The following is a 15,384-nucleotide window of genomic DNA, read 5'->3' as shown; positions in this document are numbered from 1 at the left end:
GTTATCGTCAGGCTAGTTATAAGAGAAAAACCCCGTTGGTCTGTGTGCCGCGGGGTTTTTTTTCGTTCAAAAATTGGTTTTGCGAGGAACACACGGAATGGATGCGCAGATCGGCGGTAAAACCATCCAGGATCGCCAGGCGGCGGTGTGCGAAAAGTATGGCTCGTCCATCGTCTTCCCGGATCCCGGCATGAAGGCGGGACTGGCATTGGGCACGTTTCACCTGATGCCGATCCGGGGTGTCCGCGTTGTGCCGGAAAATGGCGTGGATGGCTGGTACATCTACGGCGGCGACCACTCGGAGGATGCGGATTTCTACAAGCCGGTTCACCAGAGCCACCTTGCCGAACTGCTGCCCCAGGTGTTGCCGTATCTCGCCCTGGCGCCAGGCTACAACTTCATCATCGACGATGAAGGCTATGAAGACGTCTGGTATGAACCGGGCACGCCCGCATAGCTTCATCGACCACGCGCATTGTTACCACTTCAGCGTGATCGCGCTCCACACCAGCACGATGAAGATAAACCATCCCCAGCGCGGCTTGCGGAAAACCGCGGATTGAAACACGATCACGGCCATGCAAATGGACGGCAGCACGCGCTGGGTGGCCAGCGCAAAAGCGCACACCAGCGCTACCTGCACGGCGATCGCCACTTTCAGACTGTTATCGCTCTCGGACTTGCCGGCAGAAGGCTGCGGCTGCGGCGCTTCGCCGACCAGTGGCGCACGCGCTGCGGCCGGCGCCACAACACGGGTAGCGGCGCCGGAGCGCTTGTTCAAGTCGACCGGCGCCGCCGGCGCCTCGGCAGCTTTGCGCGCCTTCTTTTCGTCGGCCAGCTGCGCGGCCGTCTTTTCCAGCACGGGCGCGGACGCCACGGTGGCCTGCCACCATCCGTCCCACGGTGCCTTGCCCTGCGCCGACAGCGCCCGGAAGGCGCTGCTGCGCTTCGACTGCGACAGCTTCATCTCCGCGCCGCCCGCTCCCCAGCGCGCCCGCGCGGCACGCACGCGGACCAGCAGCGGCAAACCCTTGGCCGGATCGACCATGCGGATGAACTGCGCATAGCCTTCCAGCGCATCGATGACGTTCGTATTGCCGTTCCACTGCTTGCCATCGGGTCCATCCTTCTCTACCTGGAACAGGGTGGCGCGAAAACGCCGCAAGGTCTCGCGTTCGAGCGACGGCTTTTGATTGACCACGATCCCGGTCACCATCTGCCGCTGCGCATCGCGCATCACATGCTGCTTGTCGGGATGCGGCGTAAATCCTTCGTCGATGACGATCTGCTTGGCGCGCCACAGGAGTTTGCCGGCCAGCTTGCGCGCGTCCGCATCACCCGAAAAGGTCAGGTCGTCGGCATAGCGGGTATAGCGAAACCCCAGTTTGGCCGCGCAAGCCTGCAGTCGCGCATCGAGCCGCTTGCACAAGATATTGGTCAACGCGGGGCTGCTCGGCGCACCCTGCGGAAGCGCGCGCTCGCCATGCGCGACAAAAAACGTCTCGCCATCGATGCGTACCTGATCGGTCGCCGCTTCGGTGGACAGCAACGCCAGGATGGTCGCCACCTGCTCGCTGTAGCCCAACTGCGCGAACACGCCCTTGATGCGCGCCATGCCGATCGACGGGAAAAAATCCTTCAGATCCAGATTGATGACGACCGCCTGGCCGACGTGCGGGGCCGCATTGCTGACGATCGAGCGGCCCGGCACGAAGCCATGCGCCGCCTGGTGCAGCGGCGCGCGCGCGAGGATATTATCGAGCACCCAGTACTGGGCGCGCTTCAGGCGCGGCATCGGCGCCGAAATGATCCGTTCGCCGCCGGTTTTCTTGGGCATCGCGAAGCGGCGGTAATGGCTGATGCGCGAGACGCGCCGCTCGAACGCCAGGAAGCGCAGCTCCGACAGCGTGATGCCCATTGCCTGCGCCAGCTCCTCGGCCTTGTGCAGCACCGGCATCGCCAGGCCCGCCAGTTTGCCGGCGTCGCTGTCGGCGTGATTCAGGCCGCCCGAGACGCCCGCGCCGAGATACAGCACCTCGTGTTCGCGCCGCCGGTGCCAGACCTGCGCCTTGTCGAAGCGTGCTTTTGCGCGCTTTTGGCGGGTTTCTTCGCGCCGCGCCTTGGCCTTGGCCATGCGCTCCTTGCGCAGCATGCGCAGCGCCGCCTCGGGATTTTGCAGGTGATGCAGTTCGCTGCCCAGCTTCTGCAAGGCTTGCGTGAGTTCGGTTTCGCGCCGGATCAGGTCCGCCTCCACTGAGGGCTTGCCGCTGTCGGCCGGCCAGAAACCAAGGCGCTGCATCTCGGTCAGCACGACTTCTTCTTTGGAGCTGTTGCGTATGCGCTCGTACAACTGCGCGCGCGTCAGTTCGGAGGGAGAGGGAGTAGGAGAAGTCATCGTGTCCTGGTCTCGCGAAGAGCACCACGGAAAACACTGTCGGTAAAACGCAAACTACACAAGCACGGCGGGACAATCATCGAAGGGCCTGCAGGACTGGAGCGCTCCACTCGACGCCGTACCGCACCAGTAGCGCTGATCGGCTTCAGGGAAGCCACACCGTGTCGCGCTACTGGTGCAGGTACGGCACAGTGAAGAGCGTGCCAGTGACGCGTGGGAAGAGCTGACAACGAGGACGGCGATCCGCCGTCCGGTTTGCAAGAGCCATCCCACCGTGCTTGTTGATGCGAGTATAACAGGTGAATTCCGGGCTCCTCAAGCATTGGTTTGATTCCTGGTTTAGTAAAAGTGCGTGTACCGCGCTTACGCGGCATCGCGCCTGGACTGGTCCATGCGCAGCACCAGCATGTGCACGCACGGTCCCTTGTGCATGCGGTTCTGGGTGTAGTGATTGCACTCGCAGCTGCCGTCGACGATGCGCCGGTCGGCGTCGAGCCGCAGCATGACCTGGTAGGGCCGCCCGTTTTCCTTGCTGCGCGCGCGCAGGCGCAGGCCGCCGTCGGGCAGGGCTTCGCTGGCCTGCTCGCTCAGGCTTTGCACCGCCAGCAGGGTCGCCGCCTTTTCTTCCAGCGCGCTGGCAAAGCGCAGCACGTCCAGCGGCAAGGGCTCGCGCGACAGTTCGCGCAGGCGGTACACGCCCTGCGTCAGGTCGTAGATCACGCGTCCGGCTTGCGTGTACAACGTCAGCGCGCTTTCGACCAACGAACGCGCCAGTCCGGTGTCCGCCGCCAGCTGATCCGCCGTGGCAAACCAGCGCTGCCCCAGCGCCGCGAAAATGCGCGACTTGCTGTCGTCGTCGACATCGCCGCGCGGCGCCAGCAGGTCGAACTGGCCGGCGCGCGCCCAGTCGTTGGCGGTCCAGCCGGACAGGCCGAGCGTGAGCTGCATGTCGGGCAGGTTGGCGATCCAGAAGCTCGGCATGCCGCTCCCCATCAGGTGCACGGTAAAGCTGTGGGCCACCGGAATCAGGCGTTCCAGCAGCATCAGTCGCCGCCGTCCCCAGATGCGGATCTCTTCGGCCGCATTGCCCTGGTAGATCGAGCGGCGGCACACCAGTTCATCGTTCCAGGGCTCGAACCGCGCGCGCACCGGTTCTCCCGGCGTGAGCACGAAGCGGATCGAACGCGGGCCGACGCGCTCCTTCTTGCGTCTTAACAGATGACAGAAATTATGCACATCCATCGGATGCAGATCGAGCCGGCGCGCCGGCAGGTTCATCGCGCTGCTCACCTGCAGGAAGCCGCGTACCCAGGTTTCGGGCACGTCGATCTTCTCTTCCTTGAATGACGGGTCGCCGGCCGTGGCGACCTGGAAGCCGCTCGGATCGATCGCGAGGCGGGTGGTCTTGTAGTCGCGGATCTTCTGGAACTCGCCGTACAGGCCTTCCGAATAATCGACATTGGTGGTGCCGCAGGCGAAGTCGCCCACGCGGTCGAATACCTCGTGGCTGCAACTGAGCGAGGCGTAGCTCGACTCGTCGCGGCTGAAGCACTCGAAGAACACGCGGTCGGGGTGCACCGTGATGACCGGGTCGAGCACCACCCAGGCGTCGAAATTGGCCTTGTATATATAGTCGAAATACTTGGCCTGCGCCGCCTGGAAGGGCTTGAGGATGAGGTTCTTCTTGGCCCGCAGTTCCTTGAGCTCTTCGCTCAGCGGCGCCATGCGCGCGCGCAGGTCCGCATTGCGGTCGATCAGCTCGGCCAGGGCCGGGTCTTCATTCTGCGCGCGCCATGCCAGGTAGGCGGTCTTGTCGGGCGGCTGGTAGCGCTGGTCGGCCACCACCACGTCGTGCAGCGCGGAGATGGCTTCGCGGAAGGGAATGTGCTTGTTCAGCTGCGCGACGAAATGGGTCGGCGGGCGCAGGGTATCGGGCGCAAAGCGCATCTCGGTGCTCGAGGCGCTGTTGCTGACGGTGCTGGCGCCGTAGTAGCGGTATTCGAATTTCATTGCGGCTCCCGCAGGTTCGCGTGCGCGCGCGGCGGCTCGATCGTCATCGCCGCCGGCAGCGCCGGAAAGCGCTCCTGGATCGCGCGCAGGCCCTCGATGTACTGCGCCTTGTCGGCGATGGCGACGGTGAGCACCTGGCGCACGAACAGGCGCGCTACGAAGGCGGCGATCGCTTCCGACACGTGCGCCTGTGCGCGCAGGAACTCGAGCACGCGGTTTTTCGTCACGCGCCCGCGGTTCACCTGCGACAGCACATTCAGGAAGTACGGTTCCAGGCGTTCCAGCTTCGACAGGTCGCCGGCGCTGGCACTGGCCAGCCAGCCGCTGACGAACAGCTGCATGTTGGCGGACGGATGCTGGCTAAGTTTGAGCATGTATTCGGTGACGTCGGCGACGTCGAAATGGGTCATGAGCATGGTGCGCCCGAAGCGCTGCACTTCGGGGTCGAGATGGTCGCACAGGCTGACCAGCAGCGCCGGCGTCCAGTCGTCGGTCGTGCACTGCGTGGTAAAGAATTCGCGCGCGAAGGCGCGGGTATCGTCCCAGGTGCTGTCGAGCAGGCGCAGCGCCGCTTCCATCTGGCTGCGCACCTGGCCTGCGTGTTCGGTAAAGGCCGCGCAGGCCCAGCGCCGCACGCTGGCATTCTCGTTGCGTCCGAACTGCGCCCATTCGGCCACGCTGAAATCGGTATTGGCAAAGCGCGGCAGCATCTGCGCGCCAAGCAATTGCGCACCCTTGCTGCGCGCCGACAGAAGGCGCACCAGCAGCGCGCGGTCGAGATGATCGGCGCCCGAGTTGAGCGGTCCCAGGATCCACGCGATCAGGTCCGCGTGCACGCCTTCGGCCGGCTCGCTGTGGAACAGGGTGTCGAGCAGCAGCGGCAGCAGGGTGGCGCGGAAGGTCGCGTCAAGGGGCGCGATGCGCTGCAGGGCGCCGTCGATGGCGCGCCGCACATCCGCATCCGGATGGGTGCAGAACACCGAGAACAGCAGCGCCTGACCCGTCAGCATATGCTCCGGCAGTGCGCTGAACAGTTTGATGCCGACCGCGCGCACGCCGGCGTCGCTCTCTTGCAGCAGCGCCGCCAGGGTCGCCGGCGCAATCGCATCGGCCGGTTCGGCATGGCGCAGCAGCCATTCGCCGGCCGTGATGCGCACGCTCGCCAGGCGGTGGCCCAGCAGGGCAAGTACGCGCGCGTACGGCGCCTGCGCGGCGGCCGCGCGCAGGGGGCGGTCGAGCAGCCATATCAGGTCGGCGGCGATGTCGGGAACGACCATCTCGGCCTGATCGAGGTCGCCGCAGTTGTCCAGCCAGTCGAGCAGCAGGAGCACGATGACGTCGGCCTGGCCGGGCAGGGCCAGCGCGCACTGGCACAGCATGCGGCCCTGGCGGCGCACCGCCTCGTCGGGCGAGCAGGCCAGGGTGGCGACCAGCAGGGCATCGGCGCAATAGTGGTCGGGCGCGCGGCTGATGCATTCCAGCGCAAAGGTGCGCGCCTCGGGCAGGCTCGATTGCAGCAGCAGGAGCAGCCAGCGTGTTTCGGGGATGCCGTCGGCAAAGCGCTGGCGGCACAAGTCGAATGCGAAGCGTGCGGTCGCGCTGTAGGGACTGCGCAGCAGCGCCCCGAGGTCGTCGAGCGACAGGCGGGCGCAGAAGGCGGCGTTGTCGGCCAGCGCGCGCGCGGCAAATGCGTGCACGCCCTCGCAGCGGCTGCGCTGCATCAGGAACAGCAAGGCGCCGGGACGCGCATCCCAGAGCGCGGGGAAGGCTTCCTCGCGGCCTGTCGACGGCGCGATCGGGCCGACCTGGAACCAGCTGCGCCCATTGCGGGTGCCGGTCCATGCGCCGCGGCTGCGCAGCATGCGGTTGAACAGGGTCCAGTGACTGTAGGCGTCATAGGTGCGGTCGCCGCGCATGTAGTAGCGGCCTTCGCGCGTGTACGGCTGGCCGGCGTCGGCGTCTTCCATGGCCAGCAGGGCGCCGGTCGCCATGCCGACGTAGGCCGGGTCGCCATCCTGGGCCAGGCGGCGCAGCTTGCGCCAGCCGCGCAGCAGCAGGTAGGCGCGCGTGCGCGTGCTGTAGGCCACGGTGCTGTCGGGGCGCGCCGCCATGTCGGCGTACGGCACCCATTTGCGGTCGAGGCGCACATAGCTGCTCGATGTCTGGGCCGGGGTGGTTTCGAAGCGCTGGTGGATCAGGCCGAACAGCTCGCCGTCTTCGCGCATCTCGGCGGCCTTGTAAATATGCCGCACCGCGCGGAAGGTACCCGCGCGCAGCGGGACCTGGCGCAACTGCGCCAACAGGATGCCGCGCGCCAGCGGATCGGCCAGCGCCACCTGGTCGAGCTGTTCGAGCCAGTCCGACAAGGATAACGTGCCCCATCGGTCGGATTGTGCGCACAGCTGCGCAATGGCTTGCTGGTCGCGCGTGGCCCAGGCCTCGCGCAGATGCGTGGGCCAATTGGCCGCCAGCTGGTCGGCATGCCGGCGCAGTTCCGCTTCATCTGCCAACAGCAGCCACGCCTGTCTGGCGATGCGGCGGACGGCGTCCGAGCTGCCGCGCGTCGACAGTTCCAGCATGGCCTGCGAGGCGCCGCTGTCGCCGCAGCGGCCGATAGCCCATGCCAGGCAGTAGTCGAGCGCCGTGGAGCCGCCGCCGATCAGGCTGACCATCAGCGGCACCACGGCGGCCAGGCGGCGTTCGCCGATGCGCCACACGGTGCGCGCGCGCTGTGGATCCTTGGTGCGGCGCCAGACGCCGGGGTCGAGCCGTCCGAGCAGCACGGCGTCGGCCGCGCGCCGTTCGGGGTCAATCGGCGCAGCAGGGACGATATCGTCCGCCTGCGCGGGCGGCAGGGCCGCCGCATCGGTGAAGCCCTGCGCCTGGCGTTCGGCCAGCACCTCGGCGAAGACGCGTTCCGCCGTGGCCAGGTCGACCGGCTGCGCGGTGCGCGTGCGCTCGCGCCAATCCTCGCCGCTGCGCCCCTGGCGCACGTTGACGAGATAGCGCGCATCGCCCTCGGGCAGTTCGCACAGGTCGATTTCGCATTGGACCGCGCTGTGTTTTTGCCTGCGTACCAGGCGGATTGTACGAATCAGTCTCACCGCGTCTGCCCATGATTGAATAGGGATGAATAGTAACCCGGAGCAGAACTACTTGTAAATCAGGCATCAAATGTCAGGCGGCGCCGCGCTGCAGCGTAAGTACGAAGGCTACGCCGTCGTCGAGGTTCCTGGCGACGATGGTGCCGCCCATCTTGGCCATGTAGGTCCGGGCCACGAACAGTCCCTGTCCGCGGTTGCCGTGCGCGCCGGCTTCTTCCTGGTCCGAGACGCCGTATTCGAAAATGGTGCCGATGACGTCGTCGGCGATGCGCGGACCCCGGTTGGCGATGGTGACGCTGGCGCTGGTTTCGCTGGCGTCCAGGGTGATGTCGATGCTGGTGCCGGGCAGGCGGTAGCGCTGCGCGTTTACCAGCACATGCGTGACCACGTCTTCCAGCGAGTATTCGTCGGCCCGCACCGGCACCGCCTGCGGCGCGCCGTGGAACACCACGTCGGTGATGCCCGCGCAGGGCGCGTTGGCGGCCACGTTGCGCAAAAAGGCGGCCAGGTCGATGTCGGCCACCTGCAGCACGGTCGACTGGAATGCCTCGCTCGGCGAGGCACGTCCATACAGCACGCGGATCGCCTGCTGCATGCGCAGCACGTAGCGCACGCTCGGATTCTCATTTCCCCCATCGGTGCCGTGCAGCGCCATGAGCGACTGCAGCGGCGACATGATCTCGTGGCCGACCGCATGCCACATGTCGCGTTCCTGCTCGGTGCGGATGGCTTCGCGCTCGACATCTTCGCGCACCCGGCGCAGCAGGTCGTGCAGGCAGCTGGCCAGCACGCCCAGTTCATCGTCGCCGCGCAGGTCGGACAGGTCGGGCTGCGAGGCGTCGCTGCGTTCCTTGACGGTGCGCGCCACCGAATCGGCGCGCTCGATCAGCTCCTTGATGCGGCTGATGATGCCGATCTCGATCACCAGCCATGCCAGCATCAGCGCCAGCAGCATGGCGCCGACGAACCAGGACATGCGGCTGGCCACCACGCCCAGGCTCTGGCTGACGCTGCGCACATCGCCCGCCAGCACCACGTCGTAGCTGCCCAGCGGCGTGGCGATGCGGTGCGTGGCGGCCAGCGGCGTATCGTAGGTGTCGACCGGCAGGCGCCGGATCAGGGCAGTGAGGAAGTGCTGCGAGGCGTCTTCGGCATCGCTGGCGCCGGCCAGCGTGATCAGGGGCGCGCTGCCTGCGGGGGCGGCGACCTTGTCGATGCGCAGGGTTTCGCCCGGCAGCAGCATGGGCGCCAGGTCGGCAAGCGAAAAGCCGCTCGCCGCGCTGGCCTGGTCGCTGTCGAGGACCACCGCATCCGCGCCGGGCGCGAGCACCACCACGCTCACGCGGATCTTGTCCAGGTCGCGCGGCGGCCAGGTTTTGCGCTCGCTGGTGCTGTCGCTGCCGAACAGGTCTTCCTGCAGCACGCTGACCGGCAGGCGCACCGAAAAGAAGGCGTTGCGCAGGCAGGTGCCGGGATCGGCGCCGGCGGCCGGCTCGTTGCACTGCGCGTTCTGCCACATCCAGCCGCGGAAGTCCCGCACCGGGCGGGTGTGCTTGCGGCCCTCGTCGGCCGCGTTAAAGCCGGTCAGGCGTCCGCGCAGGGGCGCGTACGGGCCGCCCGGCTGGCGCGGATCTTCCTCGAACGGCGCGATCCACTGGAAGGTGCGCCCGCGCAGGGAGACCGTGACGCGCACCCGGTGCGACTGGTTCAGTATTTCGTCGCCGCTGCGGTGCGAGACCAGGCGCGCCAGGTCGACATTGCCGGCCACGTAGATGAAGCCACCGGCCCAGGGGTTGTTGCCGATCGCCGCGCACAGGCTGGCGCTGGGACCGAACTGGCGCAGGCAGCCCGACATGGCCACCGCCTGCTGCACTTTTTGCTGGTCGTCGAAATCGAGCGCGGGGAAGGGCAGCAGCAGCGGGCGCAGGCCCGGCGCGGCGGCGCCGGCCGAGGGATTGAGCAGGGCGAGCTGGCCGGCCGGATGGCGCAGGGTGGCGCCGATCTGTTCCCCGGTCTTGCGGAAGCTGGCCTGGTAGTTGGCGTAACTGAGCTGCTTTTCCTGCTGCAGTACCGACACGGCCAGGCCGAGGGTCGCCAGAGCGAGCAGGAAAAATGCCGCGCGCAGCAGGATGCGCAGGCGGTAGGGCACCAACCAGCGCCGGCGCGGCGTCATTTAGTCGGCCCAGCGAAAGCCGCGCATCGGTACGTTTTCGATGCATTCGAAGGCCGGATCGATTTCGCGGAAGGCGTCGCGGATGGTGCTCACGTGCTTGCGGATGTTGTCGCGGTTGCGGCCACTCTTGACGACGTCGTACAGCTCCTCGTACGACACGACCTGTCCGCGCCGCGCGAACAGGGCCGCCAGGATGCGCTGCGCCGTCAGCGGCAGGTTGATGCGCTGGCCGCGCCAGGTGGGCGAGCGCTGGCGCAGCGGGTCCATTGCCAGTTCGTCGGCGTCCAGGGCAGGCTTGTCGCGTTCCTTGACCGCGCGCAGGATCTCCAGGAAGGTATCGGTGAAGTCGGCTTCCTCGAAGGTGGCTTTTTGCAGGTAGTCCCAGGCGTCGAGCGCCTTCATGATGCTGCGGTAGATGGTGGCCGGCATGGCCGACACCACCAGCACCGGGGTCGCGTGCTTTTTGTTGATGGCGTTGATGATGGCGACGCCCGCATGGCGTTCGCGTCCCAGTTCGATGTCGAGCACCACAAGGTCGTAGCGTTCGCGCGCGATCGCCGCCTCGGCCTCGTCGCGGCTGAACCACTGGTCGACGACGATGCCCGGTTTGGCCGCCTCGATCCAGCTGCGCAGCTGCTTACTGGTCGGGAGGTCGTCCTCGATGACGGCCACTCTGGGCATGTGCTGCTCCTCCTGGTTGGTGAGGGTGCCAGTATCCTCGCTTTTGGCCGAAAAGTCATACGGCCCCTGTGAGCTTTTCTTCACGCGGCGCGACCGAAGCTCCGCGCGGTGAGGTTTCTGGCCCGGCGGGAGGATTGATACTTCCACCGCAGGACGCGCACGATACGCCTCAGGGTCATGCGGGTGCAGGACCCGACAACTGAAAAGGTGAGGCAAATGTCCGATCGGATCAAGAAGGTGGTGTTGGCGGTACGTGCAGTGTTCGCGAAGGGCGCAGCGGGCGCCGGCTCGATGGTGCGTTCCGGCGCGCGCGCGGTGCCGCGTCCGGGCCTGCGCAGCGTGCTGGCGCTGTGCGCCCTCGGCGGCGCCGGTTACCTGCTGGTCAAGCACCCGCCCGTGGCAAAGATCGAACGTGGCAACGTCGGCATCCGCATCAACCAGTTGAGCGGCGCGGCGACCGTGGTGCGCGACGGCACCGTGGTGCTGATACCCGGCGTGCATGAACTGCGCCAGTTGCCGGTGCTCGACCAGATCTACAAGGCGGCCGGCAGCGGCGAACAGCCTTACCAGTCGGTCGAAGGGCTGGCGCTGGGCGTGGACCTGGGCGTGCGTTATGCGATCGATCCGGCGAAGCTGGTGACGGTGGCGCAGACCCTGCCCGACGATATCCGCACGGCCGTGATCGACCCGGCGGTGCAGGGCGTGATCTACAAGGTGGTCACGCGCTACACGGTGCGCGAGATCTTTTCGAGCAAGCGCGCCGAGATCCAGCAAGTGATCGAGGCGGAACTCAAACCCAAGCTGGCGGCCGACGGCATCCTGCTGCGCCACGTCACCATCGGCAAAATCACGCTGCCGCGCGAGTACATGGCCGGCATGGAAACGCTGCTGGCCGAGGAACTGCAGACCGAGAAGATGCGCTACACGCTGGAACTGAAAGAGAAGCAGGTCAAGCAGACCGCGCTCGAAGCCGACGCCGACAAGATCAAGCGCGAAAAGGCGGCCGAAGCGGCCGGCAACGAGCAGATCATCGCCGCCAAGGCGCAGGAACAGGCCATGGCGCACGTACTGCCGTTCAAGCAGAAGCAGATCGAACAGCGCAGGCTGGAAGCGGAAGCCGAAAAGACGTCGCGCATCAAGACGTCCGAAGGAGCGGCGCAGGCGCGCGTGATCGAAGCGGCCGGCGAAGCCGATTCGCGCCGCAAGCTGGCCGACGCCGAAGCGTACCGGCAGGAAGTGGTCGGCAAGGTCAGCACCGCGCAGATGGAGCGCGACGGCGCCGTCATCAGCCGCCACCCGCTGCTGATCCAGAAAACCATGGCCGACAAATTGTCGGACAAGGTCTCGGTGATCATCGCCGCGCCACCGACCGATGGCGGCTTTATCGGCGCCGCGCTGCTGGGACAGGGCAAGGGCGCGCCGGCGCCAGCGGCCCTGGCGGCCGCTCCCGACGCCGATACCGAAACCGGAGAACAATAAGCATGTTCGCTACCCTTACCGCCGCAGCGGCGATTGCCATCGTCACGCGCGACGAGATGCAGCTGCGCGCCGCGCCGCGCGATTCGGCGCCTTCCCAAGCCGTTCTGTGGCAGGGCGACAGCCTTGAGATCCGCGGCGCCAGGATGGATTACCTGCAGGTCTACGACCACCGGCGCGAACGGGCCGGCTATGTGCGCATGGCCCATGTGCGCCAGATCGACCTGGCGCCGGCGGCCGCGCCGGAACTGAAGTCGGTGCTGCGCTTCGTGCGCGACACGCCGGGTGCTGAGGCGCTGGGCATCGGCTACGCGGCGGCGTTCCTGAAGGCCGCGCCGGCCGACGCCATCGACGCCGAGGTGTTCGATGCCCTCGGCAGCATGGCCGAACGGCTGGCGCGGCGCGCGTCCTCGCGTCTGGACAAACGCAGCGAGGCGGTCGTGGCGGCGCACCTGGAAGTGGTGGCGAACTACGGCGTGGTCATTCGCAGCTATGAGCGCGACGGCGCGATCCAGCTGTGCTACGACGGCGACGCGTTCCGGCGCGTGCTGGCGATGGCGTCCACGCCGGCCCAGCGCGCCACGGCGGCGCTGGGGCTCACGCGCGACGAATGCATCGATCCGGCGCTACGGGTGGCGCAGCGTAACGCCTTCGACCAGTGGCGCGCCGAGGTGCTCGACAAGGTCGACGTGAAGGACTTGCCGGAGCATGTGCGCAACCGCGTGTATGCGCGGCGCGCGGGCGTGTGGTCCTCGATCGCCTTCGAGCTGGCGCGCAAGAATGCGTCGCCGGCGGATGCGTCCAGGCGCGCCATCCTGGAGCTGGCCAGCGTAAACAAGAACGAGCTGGCGGAGGAAGACCGCAATGCCTACGCCGAAGCGGCGGTGCGCGCGGGCAGCGTGCGCTGGGCGGCCGAAGCCCCTGTCGCCGCGCCAGCCGGCCTGAATGTAATGACGCGTCCCGGCCAGCCGGGCGAAACCTGCGTGCTGCTGGTCGACGCGCAGCACGACGCGCGCGCACCGCTGGCCACGCGCTGCACCTACGGCATCGTGTGGAACGCGTCGGCGCGCGCCAATGCGCAGTCGAACGCGCTGGCGCTGGCCGTGCAGCCGCTCGACGGCTGGCGCGAACTGTGGCTGTTTCATCGCGGCGCGGGAGGCTGGCGCATCGATGTGCTGCCGCCGGCGCCGATCGAGCCGACCCTGGGGTATGCCGAGTTTGCGGGATGGGTGCCGGGGTCGCCCAAGGTGCTGGTGGCGCGCGAAGCCCGCATCGAGGGACGCATCAAGCGGGCGTTCGAGATTGTCGACATCGGGACATTGGCGGTGGAAAAGACTGCCGACCGGCCCGATGCGCTGTCCGGCTTCTACCGTTGGCAAGATCCCGCATGGAAACGCCAGACCCTGAGCCTGCGCTGAATCGATATTGAACTTCCGTGCCGCTTGACGCTCCAATGAAGTGTACTCACTTCCTGGAGCGGAGGCGGCATCATGTGGAAGCAGTCAGTGACGCAAAGCGGAGGCGCCGGTGCGCCTGTCGTTCTTGGCATTAACCGGACGCAGGATGCAAGTATTTGCCTGATGCACGGGGCCGAGCTGGCCTGGGCGATTCAGAAGGAGCGCCTGACGCGGCACAAGCATCACTGGGGCCGGGTCGACGACATCCGCAACATCTATGCGCGGCGCCTGCCCGGGCTCGACGCCCCCATCGATATCCTGGTCGAATGCTACTCGTGCGATGCCGAATTCGCGCGGGTCGCCGAGTACGAGCGCGAGCTGGCGAGTGCGCTGGTGCTGGCGCCCGGCTGGCGGCGTGCGCGCATCTCGCATCATCTTGCGCATCTATATAGTGCGTTCCATCCTTCGCCGTTCGACGATGCCGCCGTCATGATCATTGACGGCCAGGGCAGCCGCGTGGCCGATGTCACCGAAACCTGGGCTGGCGCGTCCGGCGTGCCGGGCGACTGGTGCGAGGTGGCTTCGTTCTACCGCGCCGACCGGCAGCGGGTGGCGTGTCTGGGCAAGCAGCTGTGGAATCGCGACGAACGCCAGCCGGTGGGACTCGGCATGTTCTATTTCCTGCTGACGCAGGCGATGTTTCCGGGCGAAGGGAACGAAGGCAAGGTAATGGGCCTGGCGCCGCACGGCAAGGCGAGCGCGCTGCGCTTGCCCCCGCTCGACGTGCGCGAGGGACAGGTGACGATTCCCCAGCGCTGGCGCGAGCTGTTCGCCGAGCGCGGGCGTTTTCGCTATGGCGGCGCGGATGACGCGCGCTTTGCCGACATCGCCAACCTGGCCGCTGCGGGGCAAGGGGCGTTCGAAGAGGCGCTGCTGGAAGTGGCGCGCTGGCTGCATGCGAAGACGGGCGCGCTTCACCTGTGCTTTGCGGGCGGCACCGGCCTGAACTGCTCGGCCAACGAGCGACTGTTGCGCGAGACGCCGTTCCGGCGCGTGTTCATTCCGCCGGCGCCGGGCGACGCCGGCACGGCCATCGGCTGCGCCTTGTATGGATTGGCCGAGCTGGGTGGGGCATCCTGCGATTTTCGCTGGACCAGCGACTATATGGGGCCGGAACCGCCGATGGGCCAGGTCGAGGCCGCCGCGCAGGGCTGCACCGATGTGCTGGTCGAGCGCATCGACGACCATGCCGCCCTGTGCGCGCGCATGGTCGACCTGCTGTGCCAGGCGCGCGTGGTGGCGCTGTACCAGGGGCGCAGCGAGTTTGGGCCGCGCGCACTCGGGCACCGCAGCATTCTCGGCGACCCGCGCATCGGCGCGATGCGCGACGATATCAACGCGCAGATCAAGCAGCGCGAATGGTTTCGTCCGCTGGCACCGATGGTGCTGCTCGAGCGGGCGGAAGCGTTTTTCGATGTGTCGGGGCCGGTTCCGTTCATGCAATATGCCGCCCCGGTGCGCGAGCGGGCGGCGCGGATTATTCCGGCGGTCACGCATGTCGACTGTACGGCGCGCCTGCAGACGGTCGGTCCGGATGACGATCCGCTCTTGCGGGCTTTGCTGCACGAGTTCGAATTGCGTACGGGCGTGCCGGTGCTGTTGAACACCTCGTTCAACCGCCGCGACGAACCGATCGTCGAGACACCGGCAGAGGCGGTGGAGACTTTCCGGCGCACGCCGATCCATGCGCTGGCCATGCCGCCTTTTCTGCTGTGTAAGCGAGATGGGCATGCGTTGTAAAAATACGCACCGGAAAGCGGGCCGTATAAAACGCCTTGCCAAGCGGGCANCAGAAACGGTTAACGAAATCAAGTAGTTAGCGCACTGTGAGGGCCGTCCCGAAAGAGACGCGGTGGTAAAGAAGGGGTTGACGAGAAACGCGAAACGCTGCATAATCTCACCTCTCTGCTGCAACGAACACAACGCTTCGTAGCAAACGGCAGAAGCAGTACCGAACAAGTTCTTTAACAATTAACAGTCGATAAGTGTGGGCGTTTGATGAAGGTGCCAAAGACTTAGGTCTTTGAATACTTAAATTATCAAATGTTCACACAAAAGAAATATAGGCGCTTCGCAAGAAGTGGCCTG

General features: G+C 66.6%; 9 protein-coding genes. 4 read left to right on the top strand and 5 right to left on the bottom strand.

The window, feature by feature from the left end:
- The first annotated feature begins 97 nt into the window (after positions 1-97).
- Positions 98-457: an immunity protein Imm33 domain-containing protein gene (locus EJB06_RS31115; RefSeq protein ID WP_229427377.1), complete on the top strand. Its 360-nt coding sequence runs from the start codon at positions 98-100 to the stop codon at positions 455-457.
- Between the two features lie 21 nt (positions 458-478).
- On the opposite strand, the gene EJB06_RS31110 is transcribed toward EJB06_RS31115, so the two are convergent.
- From EJB06_RS31110 to EJB06_RS31090, 5 genes are all read right to left on the bottom strand, one after another.
- Positions 479-2,395: a reverse transcriptase family protein gene (locus EJB06_RS31110; RefSeq protein WP_126077908.1), complete on the bottom strand. Its 1,917-nt coding sequence runs from the start codon at positions 2,393-2,395 to the stop codon at positions 479-481.
- Positions 2,396-2,758: 363 nt separating this feature from the next.
- Positions 2,759-4,405 (bottom strand): SWIM zinc finger family protein, encoded by a 1,647-nt coding sequence (locus EJB06_RS31105; protein ID WP_126077907.1) that lies wholly within the window; start codon positions 4,403-4,405, stop codon positions 2,759-2,761.
- Positions 4,402-7,509: a hypothetical protein gene (locus EJB06_RS31100; protein ID WP_126077906.1), complete on the bottom strand. Its 3,108-nt coding sequence runs from the start codon at positions 7,507-7,509 to the stop codon at positions 4,402-4,404. Before EJB06_RS31100 ends, EJB06_RS31105 begins: the two co-directional genes overlap by 4 nt.
- 73 nt (positions 7,510-7,582) lie before the next feature.
- Positions 7,583-9,682 carry a sensor histidine kinase gene (locus EJB06_RS31095; RefSeq protein WP_126077905.1) on the bottom strand — a complete coding sequence of 700 codons (2,100 nt, stop codon included), beginning with the start codon at positions 9,680-9,682 and terminating at the stop codon, positions 7,583-7,585.
- Positions 9,683-10,363: a response regulator transcription factor gene (locus tag EJB06_RS31090; RefSeq protein WP_126077904.1), complete on the bottom strand. Its 681-nt coding sequence runs from the start codon at positions 10,361-10,363 to the stop codon at positions 9,683-9,685.
- Positions 10,364-10,579: 216 nt separating this feature from the next.
- Between EJB06_RS31090 and EJB06_RS31085 the strand changes: the two genes are divergently transcribed.
- The 3 genes from EJB06_RS31085 (at position 10,580) to EJB06_RS31075 (ending at position 15,036) form a co-directional block, all read left to right on the top strand.
- Complete coding sequence (locus EJB06_RS31085) at positions 10,580-11,842, top strand: SPFH domain-containing protein (protein WP_126077903.1); 1,263 nt, start codon at positions 10,580-10,582, stop codon at positions 11,840-11,842.
- Between the two features lie 2 nt (positions 11,843-11,844).
- Positions 11,845-13,257, top strand: a complete 1,413-nt coding sequence (locus EJB06_RS31080) for a hypothetical protein (RefSeq protein WP_126077902.1) — start codon at positions 11,845-11,847, stop codon at positions 13,255-13,257.
- Positions 13,258-13,419: 162 nt separating this feature from the next.
- A complete protein-coding gene (locus tag EJB06_RS31075) occupies positions 13,420-15,036 on the top strand; it encodes a carbamoyltransferase family protein (protein WP_229427376.1) in 1,617 nt (538 codons plus the stop codon).
- Positions 15,037-15,384: the final 348 nt, after the last annotated feature.

The organism is Massilia atriviolacea (assembly GCF_003953935.1).
GTDB lineage: Bacteria > Pseudomonadota > Gammaproteobacteria > Burkholderiales > Burkholderiaceae_D > Telluria_A > Telluria_A atriviolacea.
The sequence above is the reverse complement of the archived record's forward strand: the minus strand, read 5'-3'. Positions and strand labels throughout refer to the sequence as shown.

Bases quoted from the DNA above. Each gene is read 5' to 3' on its own strand.
- EJB06_RS31115 (WP_229427377.1), top strand. From the start codon at position 98: ATGGATGCGCAGATCGGCGGTAAAACCATCCAGGATCGCCAGGCGGCG.
- EJB06_RS31110 (WP_126077908.1), bottom strand. From the start codon at position 2,395: ATGACTTCTCCTACTCCCTCTCCCTCCGAACTGACGCGCGCGCAGTTG.
- EJB06_RS31105 (WP_126077907.1), bottom strand. From the start codon at position 4,405: ATGAAATTCGAATACCGCTACTACGGCGCCAGCACCGTCAGCAACAGC.
- EJB06_RS31095 (WP_126077905.1), bottom strand. From the start codon at position 9,682: ATGACGCCGCGCCGGCGCTGGTTGGTGCCCTACCGCCTGCGCATCCTG.
- EJB06_RS31090 (WP_126077904.1), bottom strand. From the start codon at position 10,363: ATGCCCAGAGTGGCCGTCATCGAGGACGACCTCCCGACCAGTAAGCAG.
- EJB06_RS31085 (WP_126077903.1), top strand. From the start codon at position 10,580: ATGTCCGATCGGATCAAGAAGGTGGTGTTGGCGGTACGTGCAGTGTTC.
- EJB06_RS31080 (WP_126077902.1), top strand. From the start codon at position 11,845: ATGTTCGCTACCCTTACCGCCGCAGCGGCGATTGCCATCGTCACGCGC.
- EJB06_RS31075 (WP_229427376.1), top strand. From the start codon at position 13,420: ATGCACGGGGCCGAGCTGGCCTGGGCGATTCAGAAGGAGCGCCTGACG.